The sequence below is a fragment of the Lentzea sp. NBC_00516 genome, assembly GCF_036346835.1.
Taxonomy (GTDB): Bacteria; Actinomycetota; Actinomycetes; order Mycobacteriales; family Pseudonocardiaceae; genus Lentzea; species Lentzea sokolovensis.
Window position 1 is genome coordinate 3,423,018 of the sequence record NZ_CP107840.1, and the last position, 21,191, is coordinate 3,444,208.

Here is a 21,191-nt window from a genome sequence, read left to right on the forward strand (position 1 = left end):
CTCATGCAACTTTGATGACGACCTTGCCCGAGGTGTGACCGTTCTCGACGGTGGCGAGGGCAGCCGGGGCGTCGGAGAGTGAGTGGACCGCGGTGATCACGGGTGCGAGGACTCCGTCGAGGGCCAGCCGGGCTGACCGTTCCAGGTTCTCGCGGTCGAGGCGACGTTCGACGAAACGTCCACCGAGATCGGCCACCGACGCATCCCCCACGGCGATGACGTTGCGGGGATCCCTGGCCAGCGGCGCGACCGTCCGCAGCGAAGCGCCCCCGACCAGGTCGACGATCCCGTCGAAGCCGTCCGGAACCAGCTCGCGCGGCGCGGCGACGACGTCCTCGGCGGCGTAGTCGATGAACCGCACCCCGACGGCTTCGGCCTGCTCGCGCTTGGCGGTGCTCCCGGTACCGATCACCCGCAGCTCGCGGCTGATCGCCAGCCGGGCGACGGCGAGACCGACCCCGCCGCCGACGCCGTTGACCAGGACCGTGGCACCGGCCGGGAGGCCGAGCTGGTCGAGTGCGTCCACCGCGGTCGTCCCGGCCACCGGCAGCGTTGCCGCCACGATCGCGGACAGACCGGCCGGGATGCGCGCGGTGTTCGGCGCGGACAGCACCGTCGTCTCGGCGTAGGTGCCGCCACCGGTGAGCGCGAAGCCGAAGACCGCGTCACCCACCTCGAGCCCGTCGACGTCCCCACCCAGGGCGAGGACGGTTCCCGCTGCTTCCATGCCCAGCACGCGGGGAAACGGACGCCCGCCGTCGAGCCCGGGGACCTGACCCGAGCGCACGAGGTGGTCGAGGGGGTTCACGCCGGCGACGTCGACCCTGATCAGCACTTCACCGCGACCGGGGACAGGATCGGGACGATCGAAGAACTCCTGCACCTCGGGCCCGCCGTGCTTGCCGAAACCCCATGCCTGTCCCATTTTCTGCCGCCTTCCAGGTGACCGGCCCGGTGATTCCGGGCCCTGTCACCACCCTCACCCCTGACATGGATGTGAAGGGCAAGCAGCTGAGGCGCGGGTCACACCATCAGGCCGGCTGCGCCACCTGGTCCGAGGTCCTGGACAACTCCGCCCGGTGGCGACTGTTGATCTGCATCAGCGCATCGAGCGCGTCCCGTTCCTCGATCAACTGCGCGATGTCCGCGTCGATCCGGTCGCGCTCGCGCATCATCGCCGTGTACGTCTCCTCGGCGACGCCCAGGTCACCGGGAAGATCCACGCACGGCAGCACAGTCGCGATCACCCGGCTGGACATACCCGCGTCGAACAGTTGCCGGATGAGCGCCACGCGGTTGACCTCGGCGTCGGAATAGTGCCGCTGCCCCGCGTCGGAGCGCGAACTGGACAGCAGTCCTTGCTCTTCGTAGTACCGCAGTGAGCGCGGACTCACGCCCGTGCGCCTGGACAGCTCGCCGATCCGCATGTCTGAAACCTACTCCCGGCGTGCTCCAGGTTCAGGCCGTCGGCGAGTCGTGGACACCGCCACCGTCGGCGGTCCGCCTCGGCTCGCCGGAGGCTCAGGCCGCCTTCAGCGACCAGAGGGTCTCCTCGGAGACCTTCCACAGCTGGGCCGCCGCCTCCGGGTCCTGCGCGTACGGTGCGACGCCACGCATGTGGCTGCCGCCCGAGACCGGCGCGGCCTCGTCGCAGTCCTCGAAGTACCTGCCCGAGATGCCGTCCAGCAGCGGCGTGGTGGCCACGACGAGCGTGGTCGCGGCGCCCTGTTCCGGGGTCTTCATGCGGCGGGTGGCCGCGGCGCCGCTTTGGCGGATGCGCTCCTGCAGTTCCTCCGGCGTGAGGTGGCGCTGGAGGTTCGTGGCGATGCTGCCGGGCATGAGGGCGTTCATCGTGATGCCCTCGGAAGCCCAGCGGGCGCCTGCCTCCACGCCGAACAGGATGTTCGCGGTCTTGGACTGGCCGTAGGCCTGCCAGCGTTCGTACTCGCGGTGGGCGTAGTGGATGTCGTCGAACACGACCTCGCTCATGAGGTGCGCGGACGAGCTGACGTTCACCACTCGGGCGCCTTCGGCCCGCAGCGAGTTGAACAGCCCCAGGGTGAGGGCGAAGTGGCCGAAGTGGTTCGTGGCGAACTGGAGTTCCCAGCCCTCCGGGGTGCGGGTGAACGGGGTGGCCATGACGCCCGCGTTGTTGATCAGCAGGTGCAGCGGGCCGTCCCAGTTGCGGGCGAACGCCTTCACCGACTCCTGCGAGGAGAGGTCGAGGCGGGCCACGGAGATCCGCTTGTTGCCTGTCGACCTGCAGAGCGACGTGGCCACGCGCTGGCCCGCGTCGATGTCCCTGGCCGCGATGGTGACCTCGGCGCCGGCCGTGGCGAGGGCGCGCACCGTTTCCACGCCGATGCCCGAGGCACCGCCGGTGACGACGGCGCGGCGGCCGGCGAGGTCGGCGACGGCCGCGACTTCCTGGGCCGTCGTGTCGAATCCGAATCCTGTGGTGATCATGCCTGCACCTTCAACGTTTCCTCGGAGACCTTCCACAGCTGGGCGGCGGCCTCGGGGTCGGCCGCGTAGGCGGCGACACCGTTGGTCATGCCCTCGGCGTTGGGGAGAGCCTCGTCGCAGTCTTCGAAGTAGAGGCCCGAACAGCCCTCCACCAAGGGGGACACGGCGAGCACCAACGTGGTGGCCGCGCCCTGCTCCGGCGTCTTGAGCCGCAACGGGTTGTCGCCGCCGCGCAGCTTGATCCGCGCCTGCAGTTCCTCCTGCGAGATGTGGCGCTGCAGCGCCGTCAGGATGCCGCCCGGCATCAGGGCGTTCATCGTGATGCCGTCGGAGGCCCAGCGCTTGCCCGCCTCGACGCCGAACAGCACGTTCGCGGTCTTGGACTGGCCGTACGCCTTCCAGCGGTCGTACTCGCGGCGCTCGAAGTGGATGTCCTCGAACACCACCGGGCTCGTCAGGTGGCCCGCCGAGCTGACGTTGACCACGCGGGCGCCCTCGGCGCGCAGTGCGTCGAACAGGCCCAGCGTCAGCGTGAAGTGGCCGAAGTGGTTCGTGGCGAACTGGAGCTCCCAGCCCTCCGGCGTGCGGGTGAGCGGCGAGGCCATGACACCCGCGTTGTTGATCAGCAGGTGCAGCGGGCCGTCCCACGCCGCGGCGAAGGCTTTGACCGACTCCTGCGAGGTCAGCTCCAGCGGAGCGACCAGAACGGTTTTGTTGCCGGTGGAAGCGGACACCTCGGCGGCGACCTTCCGGCCGGCCTCGACGTCGCGCGCCGCGATGGTGACCTCGGCGCCCGCGGCGGCGAGAGCCCGCACGGTCTCGACGCCGATGCCCGACGCCCCACCGGTGACCACGGCGCGGCGGCCGGAGAGGTCGACGCCCTCGACGACCTCGAGAGCGGTGCTCCCGAACCCGAACGGGGTGGTGATGCGCTCACTCATCCTGTTTCCCCAACCTGTGTCGTACACTGAAACGGAGGTTCCTCCGGTTCGGGTTCCACCGTAAGCGGAGGAACCTCCGTTTAGCAAGTGACGTACCCCATAGGAGTGATGAAGTGCGTGCAGACGCGGTCCGGAACCGGGGGCTGCTGATCGAGGTGGCGCTCGACGCGTTCACCCACGAGAAGGACGCGACGCTCGGTGCCATCGCGAAGAAGGCGGGCGTCGGGATCGGCACGCTGTACCGCCACTTCCCCACCCGCGAAGCGTTGATCGAGGCGGTCTACCGCACCGAGTTGGAGAAGCTCTGCGACGCCGCGCCCGAACTGCTCGAGACCCACGAACCCGAAGCCGCGCTACGGGAGTGGATGGACCGCTTCATCGCCTACGCCGCGACGAAACGCGACCTCAAGGACGCGCTGCAGGCCGTGATCGCCCTGGGCCTCAACCCGTTCGAACACAGTCGCGCGAAGATGACCGAGGCCGTGTCGAGCCTGCTCGCACCCCTCGGCGCGCAGACCGAACCGATGGACCTGATGGCGCTGCTGATCGGCGTCGCGCAGAACGGCGACCCGGCTCAGGCGAAGCGGATGCTGGACCTGATCATGAACGGGGTTCTCCACGACGCTGCCGCTCGAACCGCTCCACCAGCACCGGCGCCTCGTTGATCAGGAACGTGTAGAAGTCCCGCATGTACTCCAGCCGGTCGTGCGCACGACCGGGCCCGACCGCCTCGACGCCCTTCTCCACGGCACGCAGCACGTCGTCGACCACGGAGTGCTGGCGCGAGTAGAGCGTCGTCCAGGCGTTGTCCAGCATCCGGAAGTGCTCGCGCCGGCTGCCCGCGACGTAGATCCGCTCGATCAGGCCCATCTGCGCGACCATCCTGACCGCGCCGGACACCGACCCCGCGCTCACGCCCAGTTCCTCGGCGAGATCGCCCGCGGTCAGCGAGTCCTTCTCGGTGAACATGAACGCGGCGAGGGTCCGCGCTCCCATCCGCTGCATCCCGGCACCGACCAGCGCGAGCGCCAACTGCTCGGCGGCATCCCTGCGCTCTGTCTCGCCCGTCACAGTCGTCCTGTCTTCAGAAATTTCTGAACGTTCGCTAGCCTCAATCCTAGGGGAAGGGGCTGGTCATGGCCACAGCACTCGTCGTCGGGGCCGGGGTCTCCGGTCTCGCCACCGCACTCAGACTCGCCCGCAGCACGTGGGACGTGGTCGTGCTCGACCACGGCACCCACCACGAACCGATCGTGCTCACCGGCCCGGACCGCCACGCCGCGAAACGGCTCGCCGCGCTGCCCCATCCGCTGCACTACGAGACCCGCCACAGCAAGGTCACCGCGCTGCACCCCGACCGGTTCGGCGTCACGGTCGCGTTCAACGACCACGACGACGAGTGGTTCGACATCGTCGTGTGCGCCCAGCCGTGCTGCGAGGCGGAGCGATTACCCGGCCTGTGCCTCGAAACCTGGTCCCGCGACCACGTGGCCCTGCTCTACCGCGCCGTCCGCGACACCGGCCTCCCGCTCAGCGCCGCCGAACTGCTCGCCGACGCGTTCGACATCCACAACGACGACATCGCCGCTTTTGCTTGGTGGGAAACCACTCTGAAGCCACACGCCGTTAGGCGGACCTTTACCCGCGTTCGGTAAGCCTGCGGGTCATGACCACGTTACGGAGACGTACCTTCATCGTGGGCGGCCTCGCGGGAGCGAGCGCCGGGGTTCTACTTCCCGCACTGGCCAACGCGATCGGCTACCCGTTCACCCTCGGAGTCGCGTCCGGCGAACCGGCGGCCGACGGGTTCGTGATCTGGACCCGCCTCGCCCCCAGCCCGCTGAACGCCGACGGTCTCGGCGGCATGCCGAACACCAACACCGCCGTCGAATGGCAGGTCGCCACCGACGAACGCTTCACCGCCATCGTCCGCACCGGCACGTTCACCACCACCCAGGCAAGCGCTCACGCCGTGCACGTCACCCTCACCGGCCTGGAGCCGGGACGTGAGTACTGGTACCGCTTCCGCACCAGCGGTCACATCTCCCCCACCGGCCGCGCCCTCACCGCACCGGCCGTCGGCACCTCGCCCGCACTGACCATGCTCTTCGCCTCGTGCGCGCACTACGAGGAGGGCTACTTCACGGGCTACCGCCGGATGGCCGAGGAACAGCCCGACCTGATCCTGCACCTCGGCGACTACATCTACGAAGGCGCCGCCACCACCACGAAGATCCGCAAGTTCGCCCCCGCCACCGAGATCAGCACGCTCGCGAACTACCGGGTCCGCCACGCCCAGTACAAGGCCGACCCGGACCTGCAGGCCGCGCACGCCACCGCACCGTGGCTGGTCGTGTGGGACGACCACGAGGTCGAGAACAACTACGCCAACCTCGTCCGCAACGACAGCAGTCCCGCCGGTGACTTCACGGCTCGCCGCGCCGCCGCGTACAAGGCGTACTACGAACACATGCCGCTGCGATCCGCCCAGGCGCCGACCGCCGCGAACATGTTGTTGCACCGCAGGGTCCGCTGGGGCAGCCTCGCCACGTTCCACATGCTTGACACCCGCCAGTACCGCAACGACCAGGCGTGCGGCGACGGCACGAAGGTCTGCCCCGCCGCCGACGATCCCGCCCGCACCCTCACCGGCACGTCGCAGGAGACGTGGCTGATCGACGGCCTCAGGCAGAAGCTCGGCACCTGGGACTTCCTGGGCCAGCAGGTGTTCTTCGCGCAACGGCTCGCCGCGGCGGACGGTTCCAAGAGCATGGACGCGTGGGACGGCTACACCGCCAACCGCACGCGCATCCAGAACGCGTGGGACACCAACGGCAACAAGGGCACGGTCGTGCTCACCGGCGACGTGCACCGCAGCTGGGGCGCGAACATCATGCAGAACTACGGAACCCAGAACCGGATCATCGGCACCGAGCTCGTCACGACGTCGATCACGTCCGGTGGTGACGGCAACGCGGCCGACAACAGCCTCAACCCGACGCTGAACCCGCACGTGAAGTACTTCAAGAACCTGCGCGGCTACGTGAAAACGCAGACCACGCCGACGGAGATGCGGGTCGACTACCGGGCCGTCGACAAGGTCAGCGTGCGCGACTACCCGGTCAAGACCGTCGGCAGCTACGTCGTCGAGGCCACCAACCCCGGATTGCAGGCACCGTGAAGACACTGCTGATCGCGAGCCTCCTGCTGGCACCGGCCCCGATGACGTGGTCCACGGTCAACAGCGACTCGACCGGTGACCAGGACAACGCGTCCGTGAGCGCCACCCGCAACGGCTACACGGCCGTCGTGTGGGAGGACGACCGGGACACCACCGAACCCACCGACCCGATCCACTCCGACGTCTGGATCCGCCTCTTCAAGGAGGGAGCGGCGGTCTACGAGAAGAAGCTCTCCACCGGCGGCACCGGCAACTGGCGGCACTGGCAGCCGGACGTCTCGCTGCACGAGGACGGCAGCGCGGTCGTCGTCTGGTCGGAGGACCCGGACGGCAACGGCTACTACAACATCGCGGTCCGCTCGGTCAGCGCGTCCGGGACCGTGTCGGGCTCCGGCACGGCCAACGCCAGCGCCGACGGCCAGCAGTACTTCCCCAGCGTGGCGGCGGATCCGGACTCCGGTGGCTTCGCGGTCACGTGGGAGGACCAGCAGGGCACCGCCGCGCCCACCGTGCGGGTGAGCGTGTTCGCGTCCCTGAGCTCCAAGACCTACGAGGCCCAGGTCAACAACGCCGGCGGTACCCACGCGAAGCCCCAGGTCGCGATGAGTGCGGCGGGCAACGCGATCATCGCCTGGGAGGCCGACGCGAACGTCGCCCGCAAGATCGTCACCGCGGCCGGTGGCGTGAAGCAGGCGCAGACCACGACGGGGCAGGGGAAACGCCCCGCCGTGGCGGCCAACTTCAACGGCGACTTCGCCATCGCCTGGGAGCAGTCCGGAGTCCGCACCCAGTCGTTCACGGCGGCCGGAACGTCACGTGGCGCCGTCGCGCAGACCACCGGCACCGACCCGCAGATCGGCATCGACGACCAGCTCGGCGTCGCGGTGACCACGACGGAGGCGCAGGACGTCCACACCAGCCTCTACAACCCCGACGGCACCACCACGGGCCGTCCCGAACGGCAGCTCACGGTCTCGAACGCCACCGGCAGGCAGGACGAACCCGCCGTGGGCGTCGACCCGTGGGGCCGCGTCACCGTCGTCTACACCGACGACAACGACGGCAACGGGTTCGACCAGATCTACCTGGGCACCGGCTTGACCACCCAGCAGTGGTGACCTACCGCTGATCCGACGGCCTGCGGCGCTGGTGGACGTCCAGCAGCGCCGCGGGCTTCCAGAAGCCGTGCACGTCGTAGGTGTCGACACCGGGCGGCACGATCTCGTCGATCCGGTCCAGGACGTCGTCGGTCAGCACCAGCGAGGCCCCCTCCAGCAACGACTCCAGCTGCTCCATCGTGCGCGGCCCGGTGATCGCCGAGGTCACGCCGGGATGCGTCGTCACGAACGCGACCGCCAGCGCGGGCAGCGAGACCCCCATCTCGTCGGCGAGCTTCGCGAACTGCTCCACGGCCTCGAACTTCGCCGCGTTGCCCGGCAGCGACTCGTCGAACCGTTCGGGGGTCAGCGTCGCCCGGAACGCCTCGGCCGACGCGCCCCTGCGGTGCTTGCCCGACAGGAAACCGCTGGCCAGCGGGCTCCACACCAGCACACCCATGCCGAGCCGTTGCGCCGTCGGCAGCACCGACCGCTCGACCCCGCGCGCCAGCAGCGAGTACGGCGGCTGCTCGGTCCTGAACCGCAGGTAGCCCCGGTTCATCGCCACGTGGTGGGCCTCGACGATCTCCTCCGCCGGGTACGTCGAGCACCCGAACGCCCGGATCTTCCCGTCCCTCACCAGGTCCGTCAGCACCGACAGCGTCTCGTCGATGTCGGTGCGGTAGTCCGGCCGGTGCACCTGGTACAGGTCGATCCAGTCGGTGTCGAGCCGCCGCAGACTGTCCTCGACGGCGTTGAGGACGTGACGCCGCGAGTTGCCGCTGCGGTTGCGGCCCTCCCCCAGCGGGAAGTGCACCTTCGTGGCCAGGACGACGTCGTCGCGCCGGTCCTTCAAGGCCTTTCCGACGATCTCCTCGGACTCTCCCGCCGAGTACATGTCGGCGGTGTCGACGAAGTTGATGCCCGCGTCGAGGGCGCGGTGGATGATCCGCACGCCCTCTTCGTGGTCGTTGTTGGCCACGGATCCGAACATCATGGCACCGAGGCAGTGGTGGCTGACCTCGATGCCGGTTCCCCCGAGAACGCGATAGCGCATGTTCATGGCGAGAACCTACGAACTAGAGCCGTCTCTAGGTCAAGAAGCACGTTGTTACTCTCGGGATCATGACATCCGAGAGCGATCGACAGGCGTTCAAGCCCCTGCCCGGTCGCACGACCCCCAGTTCGACCGCCTGCGAAGCCGTGCTGCGAGACCTGTTGCCGCTGGTAGGGGCCGAAATTCCGGCTGCGGACCAGCCCGACGTCAAGCCCTCGTGGCGCCATCGGGCCCGGCGTGCCGTCGGCAAGGCGGTGGCGGCCTCCGAGGCGGCTCCCGACGAGTGGTTCGAACCGCTGATGCGGGCCGCCGTCCTCGAACCGGACTCCGGCTTCAGCCGGGAGCTCGTCAAGCCCGCCATCACGGCGTTCGGCCGGCGCCGCGTCCAGCTCGCTCTTCTCGCCTACCTCGACACGGGCACCGCGGCCGACGTCGCGGGCGCCACCCGCGCCTGGCACGGGACCGAGGTCCAGATGGCGTACGAGCCCGGATCCAAGACGCCCACGCCGGAGAGCCTCGCGGAATGGGAGGAGTCCAGCGATCTGCGCGAGCGCTACCAGCAGCTGCGCGAGCGGGTCGAGGTGCGTTCGGCCGGGTAGCCCGGCACCTATGCTCGGACCATGGGGCTGAGCATCGGACAGGTGGCCGAACGCACCGGGCTGAGCGTGCACGCGCTGCGGTTCTACGAGAAGGAAGGCATCCTCGCGCACCAGGTCCACAGAGGACCGGGTGGCCGCCGGGTGTACACGCAGCAGGACATCGACTGGCTGAAGATGTGCATCATGCTGCGCATGTCGGGGATGCCGGTGCCGGAGATCCGCCGCTACACCGACCTGGTCCGCCAGGGCGACGGCAACGAGCTGCAGCGCCTGGACATCCTGAAGGAGCACCAGGAACGCGTGGCCCAGCAGATGGTGCAACTGCAGGAGTGCATGGACCTGATCACGCGCAAGGTGGGCATCTACCAGGACTACGTCAATTCGATCGCCGCCAGGGCGGTCGGCCAATAGTCTCGGCCCCATGCCTGTCGTGCTCTCGCTGAACGTCGCCCAGAAGACGGCTCCGGCCGACTACGCCCGCGTCGGTGCCACCGGCATCGACAAGCGCCCGGCGGACGGACCGCTGCGGATCAGTCCGCCCGGCGCCAAGGGCTCGGCGGGCAGTGGCGTCGCGGGTGACTCGATCGCCGACTGGTCCGCGCACGGCGGCGAGTACCAGGCCGTGTACGGCTACGCCCGCGAGGACCTCGACTGGTGGCAGTCGGAGCTGGGCGCCGAGTTCCACGCAGGCCAGTTCGGCGAGAACCTGACCACGCAGGGCATCGACCACACGACCGCGCTGGTCGGCGAGCACTGGCGGATCGGCACGGCACTGCTCGAGGTCACCGGCCCGCGCATCCCGTGCCGCACGTTCGCCGAGTTCCTCGGCCTGCGCGGCTGGGTCAAGCGGTTCACACAGGTCGCCCGGCCCGGCGCCTACTTCCGTGTGCTGGAGGAAGGCCTGGTCGGGCCGGGCGACGAGATCACCGTCGTGCACCGGCCCGACCACGACGTGACGGTCGAGTTGTTCTTCCGCGCCGTGACCACGGAGGCCGCGTTGCTGCCCAGGTTGCTCGCGGCCGGCGACTCGGTGCCGCCGGAGGTCGTCGAGCTGGTGCACAAGCGGTCGGTGGTCGAGCTCGATTCCTAGTTGGGCGGGAAGTTCCTGACCCAGCGCTTCTGCCACGGCGTTTCGACGGCACGCTTGTGGTAGTTCGCGCGCGTCCACGCCACGGCCTCGGCCGCCGGGACGCCCGCCAGGACGGCCAGGCACGAGATCACCGTGCCGGTCCGGCCGATGCCGCCGCTGCACGCCACCTCGACCAGTTCGCCGGACAGCGCCCGCGCGTGCAGCGAGCGGATCACCCTGATCGCGGCGTCGTGGTCACGCGGAAGGCGGAAGTCCGGCCAGTCGATCCAGTCGTGCGGCCACGGCACGTCGACCGGGCGCGGTTGCAGGTACACGCCGTATCCCGGGTGCGGCTCCACGATCTTTCCGTCGCGCAGGCCACGCCCTCTGATCACGGCGCCGTCGGGTAGCTCAATCGTCTTCAAGAAACGTTCCCCCATGAGTACCAAGCGGATGCTAGGCGACCAACAGTACTGAGACCGAACACAGGACTCTCGGAGGATCCGCCTGGCGGATCGTTCTGCCAGCATGGCCGCCATGTACTCCGACCGCGCCCTCGTCATCGGTGCCGGCTTCGCGGGACTGCTGGCGGCGAGGGTGTTGTCCGAGTCGTACGGCGACGTCGTGCTGGTCGAACGGGACCCGATCACCCCCGACACGGGGCACCGCGCGGGCACCCCGCAGGCCAGCCACCCGCACGCGCTGCTGGCGCGCGGGGCGGACGCGCTGGAAACGCTGTTCCCGAGACTCGGTGCGGAGCTGGAGGACGCGGGCGCGGTCCGCGCGGACCTCGGCAGCGACTTCCTGATCCGCACCCCGTCCGGCTGGGCACCGCGCGACTACCTGGGCCTCAGCGTGCTCTCGATGACGCGGGTGCTGATCGAACAGATCGTCCGCCGCCGGGTGCTGAGCCTCCCGAACGTGTCCCTTGTGGACGGTGTGACGGTCGACGGCCTGCTGCACGACCGGGGCACGGTCACCGGGGTGCACGGCCGGCGCGGCGACAGGCCGTTCACCGACTACGCCGATCTCGTGGTCGAAGCCTCCGGGCGTGACGGCAAGCTCGTGTCGTGGCTCGCGGAACTCGGCGTGCACTGCCCGGCACCGATGATCGTCAACGGCCACGTCAGCTTCACCTCGCGTCTCTACGAGGTGAACCGCGACCTGAAGCTCGACTGGAAGACCGCCTTCGAGGTCACCCACGCCCCCGGCGCGCGACGCGGCGGTTCGGTGTCCACAGTGGATGGTGATCAGTGGTTCGTGACGTTGTTCGGCGCGGACGGCGACTCCGCACCGACCGACGACGACGGTTTCCTCGACTACGCCACGACCCTGCACTGCCAGGACATCGCCGAGATCATCAAAACGGCCACCCCGGCCTCGAAGATCTACCAGGCAGGCAACCTGCGCAGCCGGTGGAACCGCTTTCACCTGGTCCCGGACTGGCCGCGCGGCCTGCTCGCGCTCGGCGACTCCGTGGTCTCGCTCAACCCCATGCACGGCCACGGCCTGACGCTCGCCGCCCTGTACTGCCTGGATCTGCGCACACTGCTGCAGGAACACGACCTCGCCCACGAACCGCTCGTCTTCCAGCGCGCGGTCGCCAGGACCGCCAAGATCCCGTGGAGGTCCGCGACGACCACCGATCTCCGCTGGAGCGCCCGGAAACTCCCGCTGAGCACCCGGCTGCTGCGCTGGTACACCGATCGCGCGTTCGAGGCCGCTCCGGGAAACCGGCAGGTCTACCGCACGTTCATCCGCGTCTCGCACCTGGTCGCTCACCCGGCCACGCTGTTCCGGCCGGCCGTGCTCTTCCGGGTGCTGCTGGGAAAAGCGTTCAGCGGACGGCGCCCTCGGGCCACAGAACCGTGACCGGCACGCCCCGTGACCGCGCGTAGGCCACCACGTCGGCCGTCCCGCCGGGTCCACGTCCTGGGAGCCCGTCCCACACGGCGAGCAGCGAGTCGGACTCGTCGACCATCCGCTTGCCCGCCTCCATGTAGGCGTGCGGATCCGGCGTGACGTACTCCAGTTGGACTACCTTGGCCGCCCGCGCGAGCAACGCGTCGTAGACGGGCCGGTAGTCCTCGGGCAACGTCTCGCGGTACTTCGAGGCCGGCAGCACGGCGACGAGCGCGCCGCCCACGTCCAGCACGGCCTGCGCGAACACCGCGTCCGCACCGTCCGCGAGGCACGACACCCCGGCCACGTCGCCGTGCTCCGCCACCGAGGCGCGGATCATCTCGTCGATCCGCGCCTCCAGTTCGGCGGAGAGTCCGCGATGTCCCGTGATGGCGAGGCGCGTCGTCATTGCAGCAGGATATGCGGCGGTCGGCGGCACTCAGTCGCGGCGGTTCTGCTCCGCGATGGCCATGTAGTGCGTGTTCGTCATGATCCCGAGGATGTTGCCGAACGGGTCGACCACCGACGCCGTCACGAAGCCCGGGCCGCGCACCTGAGGTTCGTCGTGGATCTTGGCCCCCAGCTCCTGCAGCCGCGCGAACGTCGCGTCCAGGTCGTCGACCGCCCAGTAGAGGATCTGCCCCGCCGGGCCGTCGGACGGCGTCACCTCGAACCGGCGGTTCACGAGTCCGAGTTCGGCCTGGTAGTCGCCGATCCGGAACTCGACGTACGCGAGCATGCCGTCCGGGGTGCTCCGCTCGAAGTAGGCGTCGACCCCGAGGAACTGCGCGTACCAGACACGGGCCTCGGTCAGGTCGTCGGCGTAGTAGGACACGGTCGACATTCCTCGCAACACAACTGCCTCCAGTGGAACTTCGCTTCGGTCTGTGTAGAGCCAAGCTTCCGCCGTAAAGTGCTCATCGAGTGAGCACTTTTAGCGGGAATCTGGAGACATGCGCGCAGACCGTCTAGTCGCCACGTTGTTGCTGATGCAGGCTCGCGGCCGGGTGACCGCCGCCGAACTGGCCGCGGAGCTCGAAGTCTCGAACGCCACCGCCCGGCGCGACCTCGAAGCCCTCTCCGCGGCGGGGGTACCCGTGTACCCCCAACCGGGCAGAGGCGGGGGCTGGTCGCTGATCGGCGGGGCCCGCACCGATCTGAGCGGCCTGACCTCGGCGGAGGCCCAGGCGTTGTTCCTGGTCGCCGGACCGGCCGCGTCCGTCGCCCCGCAGATCAAGTCGGCGTTGCGGAAGCTGGTCCGCGCGCTGCCGCAGACGTTCCGGGCAGAGGCGGAGGCCGCCGCCGAGTCGACGATCGTCGACACCGCCGGGTGGGGCGAGGACGTCAAGGACAGGCCGGGCCTGGTCACCGCGCTGCAGCAGGCCGTCGTCAAGCAGATGCGGGTGCGGCTGAGCTACCAGAAACGCGGTGAAGCACCGAAAGAACGCCTGGTCGACCCGTGGGGACTCGTCGACAAGGACGGCACCTGGTACTTCATCGCCGGCACCGACGAGGGCCGGCGCACGTTCCGGCTCGACCGCATCACAGGTCTGATCCCCACCGACGTCCTGTCCTCCCGGCCCGCCGACTTCGAGCTGGCCGGAGCCTGGGGCGAGGTCGTCACGGCCATGGAGGAGCGGCGTTCGGAGACGTCGGCGTCGGTGCTCGTGCCCACGCGGTTCCTGAAGGTCTTCCAGCACCAGCACGGACGCCACTGCACGGTCGCCGAGGACCGGGGCGAGTTCACGTTGGTCGAACTGACGGCGCCACGGCCGCTCGACATCGCCCGCAACGTCGCCGGCTGGGGCGGCCTGATCACCGTCGAGTCGCCCGAGGTCGAGGAGCACCTGGCCCGCATCGGCGCCGAACTGGTCAGCCGATACCGGCGTGCTGCTCCAGCCGGGCCAGCCGGGCCATGATCATCTCCAGGATCTTCGCCGCGTCCGGGGTGGCCTGCTGCTGCTTCTTGAGGTGGACGATGCCCGCGAGCGCCGTCTGGACCGCGCGGCGCGCGCCCTTGATCTCGATGCCCAGCTCGCGCAACTCCTCGCCGCCCGCGCCGTTCGGTTCGGCGACGATGCCGAGCAGCAGGTGCTCGCAGCCCACGTAGTTGTGGCCCAGGGCGATGGACTCGATGACCGCGAGCTCCAGCGCGGCCGCCCCGTCGTCGGCGAACCCTGGCTTCTTGCCCATGGCCGCGGGGGTGGAGGAGGGCAGGCCCTTCGGTTCGACGTCGAGCGCACGCAGGACGTCCATCGCCAGGTTCTCGCCCTCCCCGATGATGCCGGCCAGCAGGTGCGAGGTACCGAGCTTGGTGCCCTGGGAGACCTCTGCGGCGATCTGGACGGCCTTCCACGCGCGGTCGGTGAACTGCGGGGGTTTGTCCCGTTGGAGACCCCTGATGTCGAGCGCCCGGATCGCGGCGATCCGCTTGACCGAGCCTTCGAGCGCCCGCTGACAGATCGCCGAGACGGGAATGTTCATGTCCTTCACGGAGTCGGCGAGCTCGTCGGGCAGGTACACGTTGATTTTTGGCATAACCCCATATCTACCCCCAGATGGGGTTACAGTCAACCACCAACGCGGCAACCGTCACACTTGTGAGTGATCAGAGGGGACGGGAGCACCCGCGTGGAGGACAGCAGCAGGCTCATCGGAAGCCGCTACCAGTTGAAGCAGAAGGTCGGCCAGGGCGCGATGGGAGTCGTCTGGCAGGCCTACGACGAGCAGCTTCACCGCGTGGTCGCCGCCAAGGAACTGCTCGCGCTGGACGGCCTCGACGACGCCAGGGTGGACCGTGCGAAGGCCAGGGCCATGCGCGAGGCCCGCCTCGCCGCGCGCCTGGAGCATCCGAACGCCATCCGCGTCTACGACGTGGTGGAGGAGGACGGCCGGCCGTGGCTGATCATGGAGTACCTCCCCTCCCGCAGTCTCGCGGCCGTGATCACGGAGCAGGGCACGCTGCCACCCCGTGAGGTGGCCCGCATCGGGTGCTACACCGCCGCCGCACTGGCCGCCGCGCACCGCCACGGCATCCAGCACCGCGACGTGAAGCCCGGCAACGTCCTGATCGGCGACCAGGAAGTCAAGATCACCGACTTCGGCATCTCCAGGGCCACCGACGACGACGGCACCGCCACCGCGACCGGCACCGTCGGCACCCCCGCCTTCTTCTCCCCCGAGGTCGCCCGCGGCGAGGACGCCGGTCTCCCCTCCGACGTCTTCTCGCTCGGCGCCACGCTCTACAACGCCGTCGAGGGCGGCCCGCCGTTCGGCACGGCGGACAACAACCTCGTGATGCTGCACCGCGTAGCCGGCGGCTCGATCATGCCGCCCGCCAACGCGGGCCCCCTGCTGTCCCCCGTGCTGTTCCGGTTGCTCGCGAACGACCCCGAGCGCCGTCCGAGCATGCAGGAGGCCGTCCACCTGCTGGCCGCCGTCGTGAACGAGACGCCGCAGGCCTCCCAGGCGACCGTGGTCATCCCGGCGACGGTCAAACTCCCGGCCGAGGCCCAGCCGGAGGAGAAGGCGAAGCAAGAGGCCGCGGCCGCTGCGGCGGGCCTGGTCGCGGGAGCCGCTGCCGTGGAGGCCGCCGGTCTGACGGCTCCGCCCAAGGCAGAGCCCGAACCCGAGCCGGAAGCGGCCCCCGAGCCCGTAGCGACGCCGGAACCTGAGGTGACGACACCGGTCGCCGAGGTGAAGACGGAGGCACCTGCTCCCGCCGAGGAGAAGGCGCCGGAGGCAGCCCCGATCGTGACCCCGCCGCCGGTCCGCGAGACCGTGGCGCAGCCACCCACGCCGGTGCTTCCCGTCAGCCCTCCCCCCGCGCCCCCCGCGGAACCCGACGAGAACCGCCGCAAGTTCCCGCTGGTCCCCATCGCGATCGTCCTTCTCGTGCTGGCCGTGGGCGTGGGCTCGTTCCTGCTGTGGCCCAAGGGCAACGGCAACCAGAACAACGCCCAGCCGCCGAGCAGCGGCCAGACCGGCGCGAGCACCCCGTCGAACCAGCCGACGTCGGGTCAGACCCAGCCGCAGGAACCGGCGAACAGCCAGACCACGCCACCGGAGAACTCCCAGACGAACCCTCCGGCCGGCACGCCGAGCCAGGGTCAGCCGGAGGCACCCGCGGGGCCGAAGAACGCCCAGGAGGCGATCACCGCCTACTACGCGCTCATCCCGGGCGACCTGCAGACCGGCTGGACCCTGCTCACCGACAGCTTCAAGGCCGGACGAGGGCTGACCTACGACGGCTACCAGGTGTTCTGGCGCGACTACACCTCGGTGCGGCTGTCGAACTTCGTGCCGCAGGGCGACAACGCCGTGACCGTGACGTTGCAGTACATGCAGGGTGAGAACGTCGCCATGACCGAGACGCCCACCTTCACCTTCGTGCAGCAGAACGGCAAGTGGCTGATCAACAGCCAGGGATGATGGCGGCATGACTCGACGCGCACTCGTCACCGGAGCCTCCCGCGGCATCGGCGCCGCCATCGCCCACGCCCTCGCGACGGGCGGCCACCAGGTCGCCGTCCACTACCGCTCCGGCGCGGACGAGGCCAAGGCCGTGGCGGCGAACCTGCCCGGCGACGGCCACGTCACCGTCCAGGGCGACCTCGGTGCGAACCAGGCCGAGCAGGTCGTCAGCGAGGCCGCCGAGCAACTCGGTGGTCTCGACGTCCTGGTCAACAACGCGGGGACCTACTTCCACCACCCCATCGCCACCACGAGCTTCGAGGAGTGGCAGGACGCCTGGCGCCGCACGATCGAACTCAACCTGTACGGCCCCGCCGACCTCGCCTGGCACGCGGTCCGGCACATGAGCACGGGCGGCCGCATCATCAACGTCGGTTCGCGGGGTGCCTACCGGGGTGAGCCCGACGCCCCCGCGTACGGCGCGGCGAAGGCCGGTCTGCACGCGATGACCCAGTCGCTCGCCCAGTCCCTGGCGCCGCGGGGCATCGCGGTCGCGGGCGTCGCACCGGGGTTCGTGCGGACCGACATGGTCACCGACCTCCTCGCCAGTCCCGAGGGTGAGCAGATCCGGGCGCAGAGCCCGTTCGGCCGCGTCGCCGAGCCCGACGAGGTCGCCGCCGCCGTCGCGTGGCTGACCACGGAGAACGCGCTGTGGGCCAGCGGCACGATCATCGACGTCAACGGCGCCTCATACCTCCGATGATTCGCCGAAACCGACCGGAACCAGTTCCGGTACCGAGTTGATCTTCCAGCAACCGGTCTAGACCACTAACGTCGCGGTGGGCGCTCGACGAAGTGGAAGGCCTCCCCTGCAATGCGTTCATTCCGTTCACGCCTCGGTGCCGCCGGCCTCGCGCTGGCCGCCGCCGCGGCGACATTGACAGTCATGGCGCCTGCCGCGCAGGCCGCCTACCCCGCCGGGTTCAAGAGCGTCGGCTACATGCCGTCGTGGGCCGGCAACGTCAGCTCGATCCAGTACAGCAAGCTCACGCACATCAACTACTCGTTCGTGCTGCCGAACTCCAACGGCACGCTCCAGGGCCTGCCGGACCCCGGCAAGCTGCAGCAGCTGGTGAGCCTCGGCCACCAGAACGGCGTCAAGGTCTCGATCGCGGTCGGTGGCTGGAACGACGGCAACGACGACAACTTCGAGATCCTGGCTGCCAGCGCGAACGGTCGCACGACGTTCGTCAACGCACTGATCAACCTGGTCAGCCAGTACAACCTCGACGGTGTCGACATCGACTGGGAGTACCCGGATCCGGGCGCGGAGGGCGACAACTACACCCTGCTGATGCGTCAGCTCGGCGACCAGTTGCACAGCCGCGGCAAGCTGCTCACGGCCGCGGTCGTGAGTGAGGGCGGCACGGCGAACGGCGTGCAGCCCGCGGTGTTCGGCATCGTCGACTGGCTCAACATCATGGCCTACGACGGTGGCAGCCCGCACGCGAACTACGACTGGTCGATCGCTTCCGTCAACTTCTGGAAGAACCGCGGACTGCCTGCGAGCAAGGCCGTTCTCGGTGTGCCGTTCTACAGCCGGCCGACCTACATCTCCTACCGCGACCTCGTCGCGCAGGACCCGGCCAACGCCAACCGCGACAGCTACAACGGCAACCAGTACAACGGCATCCCGACGATCAAGCGCAAGACGACGTGGGCGTTGTCGAACGCGGGCGGCATCATGAACTGGGAGCTCTCCCAGGACACGACCGGTGCCACCAGCCTGCTCAACGCCATCTGGGAGACCGCCGGCAACGGCAACCCCCAGCCTCCGACCGGCGGCACCATCACCGGTTTCGGCGGTAAGTGCGTCGACGTGGCCGCGGCGAACTCGGCCAACGGCACCGCGGTGCAGCTCTACGCGTGCAACGGCACCAACGCCCAGCAGTGGACTCGCAACGGAAACACGTTGCGCGCCTTGGGCAAGTGCCTCGACGCGTCCGGCACCGCGAACGGCTCGGTGACCAGGTTGTGGGACTGCACGGGCGGCGGCAACCAGCAGTGGACCTCCGAGTCCAACGGCCAGCTGCGCAACACGGCGTCAGGAAGGTGTCTCGACGCCACCGGCAACAGCTCCGCCGACGGCACCAGGCTTCAGCTCTGGGACTGCGCCGCCACCGCCAACCAGCGGTGGACCATCAACGCCTGAGGCTCCTGACTTCAGGAACTTCAGCCCGATGACGCAGGCGATGATCCCGGTGAGGAACACGATCTTCCACACGGAGACCGTCTCCTCGCCGGTGATCATCGCCCACGTCACCGTCAGGGCCGCACCGATGCCGACCCACACGGCGTAGGCGGTCCCGACCGGAATCCGCTTCATGCCGAAGGAAAGCCCGACCATGCTCAGCGTCGCGGCGACCAGGAAGAGCACGTAGGCCCCCTGGGACAACGCCGTCGCCCACACCGCTTCGAGCACGGCGCTTCCCAGCAACACGGCCCAGTACATCAGCTCACCACCTTCAGGCCCGCGACGCAGCCGATCAACGCGACGAGCAGCAACGCCCTGGCCACCCCGAGCTTCTCCTCACCGCGCAGCACCGCGACGAGCACCGTGAGCACGGCCCCCACGCCGACCCACACCGCGTACGCCGTGCCGACCGGGATCCCGCGCATCGCCCACGCGAGCCCGACGACGCTCAGCGTCATCGACACGGCGAACACCACCACCGGCCACGGCCGGCGGAAACCCTTCGACGCCGAGAGCGCCGTGGCCCACACGGCCTCCAGCACTCCCGACGCGATCAGCACCACCCAGTACATTAGTACGACCGTACCAGAAAAGCGCGAACCGGGCGGCTACGATCTCGAGATGTGGCTCCCAGCCTGGAAAACCTGCTGGTCGTAGGCGTCGCGTCGAGCGCTCTGTTCGACCTGACCGCGTCCGACGCCGTCTTCTCGACCGAGGGCGAACAGGCCTACCGCGCCTACCAGGAAGCCCACCTCACCGAACCGTTCGCGGCGGGCGTCGCGTTCCCGTTCATCCGCCGCCTGCTGCGACTCAACGCGCTGGCACCGCTGGTCGAGGTGATCGTGCTGTCGCGCAACTCCCCCGACACGGGCCTGCGCATCCTCCGCTCCGCCGCACACCACGGCCTCACGATCACCCGCGCGATCTTCACCGAGGGCCGCGCGCCGCACGAGTACATGCCCGCACTCAACATGTCGTTGTTCTTGTCCGCCAACGAAAAGGACGTCCGCAAGGCGACGCTGGCGGGAATGCCGGCCGGCCAGGTGCTCAAGTCGTCGTTCCAGGACGACGACGATCCGGCGCTGCGCATCGCGTTCGACTTCGACGGCGTGCTCGCCGACGACGCGTCCGAGCGGATCTACCAAAGTGGCGGCCTCGACGAGTTCCAGCAGCACGAGGCCACGAATGTCGTCACGCCACTGGATCCCGGTCCGCTGAGGAACTTCCTCGCGGGCGTGAACCGCATCCAGCGCCAGGCTGAGGACCGCATCCGGGTCTCGGTGGTGACCGCGCGATCCGCCCCGGCACACGAGCGTGCGATCAACAGCCTCAAGGCATGGGGACTGACGGTGAACGACGCGTTCTTCCTGGGAGGGTTGAAGAAGGCGCCGATCCTGGACGTGCTCAAGCCGCACATCTTCTTCGACGACCAGCGCGGGCACCTGATCCAGACGGTGCCGTGCGTGCACGTCCCGTTCGGCGTGACGAACGAGTGATCAGCCGAGTTGCCTGGCCGTGTCGACGTGGAAGGCCACGAGCTCGGGCATCGGCACAGACTTGCGGCTGGTGCCCGCGATGTCCGACGCTCCCTCGGCCGACCACAGCGGCGGGTACATCGTGATCCCCTCCCGCAGGCCGAGCGACGCCACCTCCGTCTGCCAGGACGGCCAGAACACGGTCGAGTAGTACTCCGCCAGCCCGCCGCCCAGCATCCACATCAGCCAGTGGCTGTAACCGCCGTCGAAGGTCTCCCACTCCAGGGTGTCCGGCGCGAAGTAGACGATCTGCCCCGGCTCACCCGGCCGGCCGGACCGCGCGGGATCCATGCCGTTCAACGCGAACTCGCCACCCAGCACGTCGTGCGCGACGACCAGCCCTGCCGGTGGTGCCCACGAGGGATCGGCCTCGGAGGGAAAACCGTTCACCTCGGCCAGACCCGCGATCGAATCACCGGACCCGCCGTACACCCGCAGCCAGCCGTGGTGCAGCAACATCCCGCCGCTGTTGAGCACGACCGCTCCCAGCAACGACCGCGCGGTCACCTGCAGCTGCGACAAAGTTGCCCGGCACACCCCCGGATCGGGCGGCAACACGACACATTCGGTCGGGCCGGCGGCGACGGCCTCCAGCACGGCCGGCCACCCCGGATCGTCCACATCGGTCAGTTCGGCGATGTCCCGCACGTTCCCCCAAAGGAAAAGCCCGGTCATCC

At 69.3% G+C, this 21,191-nt stretch carries 26 protein-coding genes; 13 read left to right on the forward strand and 13 right to left on the reverse strand.

Going from position 1 to position 21,191, the window contains the following annotated elements; translation table 11 throughout:
- Position 1 precedes the first annotated feature (1 nt).
- The 4 genes from OG205_RS15375 to OG205_RS15390 form a co-directional block, all read right to left on the reverse strand.
- On the reverse strand, positions 2-925 hold the full coding sequence (locus tag OG205_RS15375) for a quinone oxidoreductase family protein (protein WP_330276924.1): 924 nt from the start codon (positions 923-925) through the stop codon (positions 2-4).
- Between the two features lie 106 nt (positions 926-1,031).
- The gene (locus OG205_RS15380; protein WP_330276925.1) at positions 1,032-1,427 is read right to left on the reverse strand and encodes a MerR family transcriptional regulator; all 396 of its coding nucleotides are present in this window, start codon (positions 1,425-1,427) and stop codon (positions 1,032-1,034) included.
- A 94-nt stretch (positions 1,428-1,521) separates the two neighbouring features.
- Positions 1,522-2,466 carry an SDR family NAD(P)-dependent oxidoreductase gene (locus tag OG205_RS15385; protein ID WP_330276926.1) on the reverse strand — a complete coding sequence of 315 codons (945 nt, stop codon included), beginning with the start codon at positions 2,464-2,466 and terminating at the stop codon, positions 1,522-1,524.
- On the reverse strand, positions 2,463-3,407 hold the full coding sequence (locus tag OG205_RS15390) for an SDR family NAD(P)-dependent oxidoreductase (protein WP_330276927.1): 945 nt from the start codon (positions 3,405-3,407) through the stop codon (positions 2,463-2,465). Before OG205_RS15390 ends, OG205_RS15385 begins: the two co-directional genes overlap by 4 nt.
- 113 nt (positions 3,408-3,520) lie before the next feature.
- On the opposite strand from OG205_RS15390, the gene OG205_RS15395 reads away from it, so the two are divergent.
- Complete coding sequence (locus OG205_RS15395; RefSeq protein ID WP_330276928.1) at positions 3,521-4,072, forward strand: TetR/AcrR family transcriptional regulator; 552 nt, start codon at positions 3,521-3,523, stop codon at positions 4,070-4,072.
- On the opposite strand, the gene OG205_RS15400 is transcribed toward OG205_RS15395, so the two are convergent.
- Positions 4,008-4,478, reverse strand: a complete 471-nt coding sequence (locus OG205_RS15400) for a GbsR/MarR family transcriptional regulator (RefSeq protein WP_330276929.1) — start codon at positions 4,476-4,478, stop codon at positions 4,008-4,010. The genes OG205_RS15395 and OG205_RS15400 overlap by 65 nt on opposite strands.
- 65 nt (positions 4,479-4,543) lie before the next feature.
- On the opposite strand from OG205_RS15400, the gene OG205_RS15405 reads away from it, so the two are divergent.
- From OG205_RS15405 to OG205_RS15415, 3 genes are read left to right on the forward strand one after another with little or no spacing between them, the layout of a single operon-like run.
- Entirely contained in the window at positions 4,544-5,062 is a 519-nt protein-coding gene (locus OG205_RS15405) for an FAD-dependent oxidoreductase (protein ID WP_330276930.1), read from the forward strand.
- An 11-nt stretch (positions 5,063-5,073) separates the two neighbouring features.
- A complete protein-coding gene (locus tag OG205_RS15410; RefSeq protein WP_330276931.1) occupies positions 5,074-6,588 on the forward strand; it encodes an alkaline phosphatase D family protein in 1,515 nt (504 codons plus the stop codon).
- On the forward strand, positions 6,585-7,706 hold the full coding sequence (locus OG205_RS15415; protein WP_330276932.1) for a hypothetical protein: 1,122 nt from the start codon (positions 6,585-6,587) through the stop codon (positions 7,704-7,706). Before OG205_RS15410 ends, OG205_RS15415 begins: the two co-directional genes overlap by 4 nt.
- Before the next feature lies 1 nt (position 7,707).
- Here OG205_RS15415 and OG205_RS15420 read toward each other — a convergent pair whose 3' ends face one another.
- Positions 7,708-8,742, reverse strand: coding sequence for an aldo/keto reductase (locus tag OG205_RS15420; RefSeq protein WP_330278167.1), 1,035 nt, complete (start codon positions 8,740-8,742; stop codon positions 7,708-7,710).
- A gap of 68 nt (positions 8,743-8,810) precedes the next feature.
- Between OG205_RS15420 and OG205_RS15425 the strand changes: the two genes are divergently transcribed.
- From OG205_RS15425 to OG205_RS15435, 3 genes are read left to right on the forward strand one after another with little or no spacing between them, the layout of a single operon-like run.
- Positions 8,811-9,341, forward strand: a complete 531-nt coding sequence (locus tag OG205_RS15425) for a hypothetical protein (protein ID WP_330276933.1) — start codon at positions 8,811-8,813, stop codon at positions 9,339-9,341.
- Positions 9,342-9,362: 21 nt separating this feature from the next.
- Positions 9,363-9,752 (forward strand): MerR family transcriptional regulator, encoded by a 390-nt coding sequence (locus OG205_RS15430; protein WP_319979977.1) that lies wholly within the window; start codon positions 9,363-9,365, stop codon positions 9,750-9,752.
- A gap of 10 nt (positions 9,753-9,762) precedes the next feature.
- Positions 9,763-10,431 carry an MOSC domain-containing protein gene (locus OG205_RS15435; protein ID WP_330276934.1) on the forward strand — a complete coding sequence of 223 codons (669 nt, stop codon included), beginning with the start codon at positions 9,763-9,765 and terminating at the stop codon, positions 10,429-10,431.
- Here the strand turns inward: OG205_RS15435 and OG205_RS15440 are convergent.
- Entirely contained in the window at positions 10,428-10,850 is a 423-nt protein-coding gene (locus OG205_RS15440) for a protein-tyrosine phosphatase family protein (RefSeq protein WP_442916781.1), read from the reverse strand. The genes OG205_RS15435 and OG205_RS15440 overlap by 4 nt on opposite strands.
- A gap of 97 nt (positions 10,851-10,947) precedes the next feature.
- On the opposite strand from OG205_RS15440, the gene OG205_RS15445 reads away from it, so the two are divergent.
- A complete protein-coding gene (locus OG205_RS15445) occupies positions 10,948-12,282 on the forward strand; it encodes an FAD-dependent oxidoreductase (RefSeq protein ID WP_330276936.1) in 1,335 nt (444 codons plus the stop codon).
- Here OG205_RS15445 and OG205_RS15450 read toward each other — a convergent pair.
- Both OG205_RS15450 and OG205_RS15455 read right to left on the reverse strand, forming a co-directional pair.
- The gene (locus tag OG205_RS15450; RefSeq protein WP_330276937.1) at positions 12,248-12,721 is read right to left on the reverse strand and encodes a hypothetical protein; all 474 of its coding nucleotides are present in this window, start codon (positions 12,719-12,721) and stop codon (positions 12,248-12,250) included. The two genes, OG205_RS15445 and OG205_RS15450, sit on opposite strands and share 35 nt — an antisense overlap.
- A 30-nt stretch (positions 12,722-12,751) precedes the next feature.
- On the reverse strand, positions 12,752-13,156 hold the full coding sequence (locus OG205_RS15455; RefSeq protein ID WP_330276938.1) for a VOC family protein: 405 nt from the start codon (positions 13,154-13,156) through the stop codon (positions 12,752-12,754).
- Between the two features lie 109 nt (positions 13,157-13,265).
- On the opposite strand from OG205_RS15455, the gene OG205_RS15460 reads away from it, so the two are divergent.
- On the forward strand, positions 13,266-14,231 hold the full coding sequence (locus tag OG205_RS15460) for a helix-turn-helix transcriptional regulator (protein WP_330276939.1): 966 nt from the start codon (positions 13,266-13,268) through the stop codon (positions 14,229-14,231).
- Here the strand turns inward: OG205_RS15460 and OG205_RS15465 are convergent.
- The gene (locus OG205_RS15465; RefSeq protein WP_330276940.1) at positions 14,185-14,850 is read right to left on the reverse strand and encodes a Clp protease N-terminal domain-containing protein; all 666 of its coding nucleotides are present in this window, start codon (positions 14,848-14,850) and stop codon (positions 14,185-14,187) included. The genes OG205_RS15460 and OG205_RS15465 overlap by 47 nt on opposite strands.
- Before the next feature lie 93 nt (positions 14,851-14,943).
- On the opposite strand from OG205_RS15465, the gene OG205_RS15470 reads away from it, so the two are divergent.
- From OG205_RS15470 to OG205_RS15480, 3 genes are all read left to right on the forward strand, one after another.
- The gene (locus tag OG205_RS15470) at positions 14,944-16,743 is read left to right on the forward strand and encodes a serine/threonine protein kinase (protein WP_330276941.1); all 1,800 of its coding nucleotides are present in this window, start codon (positions 14,944-14,946) and stop codon (positions 16,741-16,743) included.
- 7 nt (positions 16,744-16,750) lie between these two features.
- Positions 16,751-17,488, forward strand: a complete 738-nt coding sequence (locus OG205_RS15475) for an SDR family NAD(P)-dependent oxidoreductase (protein ID WP_330276942.1) — start codon at positions 16,751-16,753, stop codon at positions 17,486-17,488.
- Positions 17,489-17,599: 111 nt separating this feature from the next.
- The gene (locus tag OG205_RS15480) at positions 17,600-18,937 is read left to right on the forward strand and encodes a glycosyl hydrolase family 18 protein (protein WP_330276943.1); all 1,338 of its coding nucleotides are present in this window, start codon (positions 17,600-17,602) and stop codon (positions 18,935-18,937) included.
- Here OG205_RS15480 and OG205_RS15485 read toward each other — a convergent pair.
- Together OG205_RS15485 and OG205_RS15490 are read right to left on the reverse strand one after the other, a co-directional pair.
- Complete coding sequence (locus tag OG205_RS15485) at positions 18,830-19,237, reverse strand: DMT family transporter (RefSeq protein WP_330276944.1); 408 nt, start codon at positions 19,235-19,237, stop codon at positions 18,830-18,832. The genes OG205_RS15480 and OG205_RS15485 overlap by 108 nt on opposite strands.
- Entirely contained in the window at positions 19,237-19,551 is a 315-nt protein-coding gene (locus OG205_RS15490; protein ID WP_319979992.1) for a DMT family transporter, read from the reverse strand. Before OG205_RS15490 ends, OG205_RS15485 begins: the two co-directional genes overlap by 1 nt.
- Before the next feature lie 51 nt (positions 19,552-19,602).
- Here OG205_RS15490 and OG205_RS15495 point away from each other — a divergent pair, with 51 nt between their 5' ends.
- On the forward strand, positions 19,603-20,475 hold the full coding sequence (locus OG205_RS15495) for a 5'-nucleotidase (RefSeq protein WP_330276945.1): 873 nt from the start codon (positions 19,603-19,605) through the stop codon (positions 20,473-20,475).
- Here the strand turns inward: OG205_RS15495 and OG205_RS15500 are convergent, their stop codons facing one another.
- Positions 20,476-21,189: a DUF2625 family protein gene (locus OG205_RS15500; RefSeq protein ID WP_330276946.1), complete on the reverse strand. Its 714-nt coding sequence runs from the start codon at positions 21,187-21,189 to the stop codon at positions 20,476-20,478.
- Between the last annotated feature and the right edge of the window lie 2 nt (positions 21,190-21,191).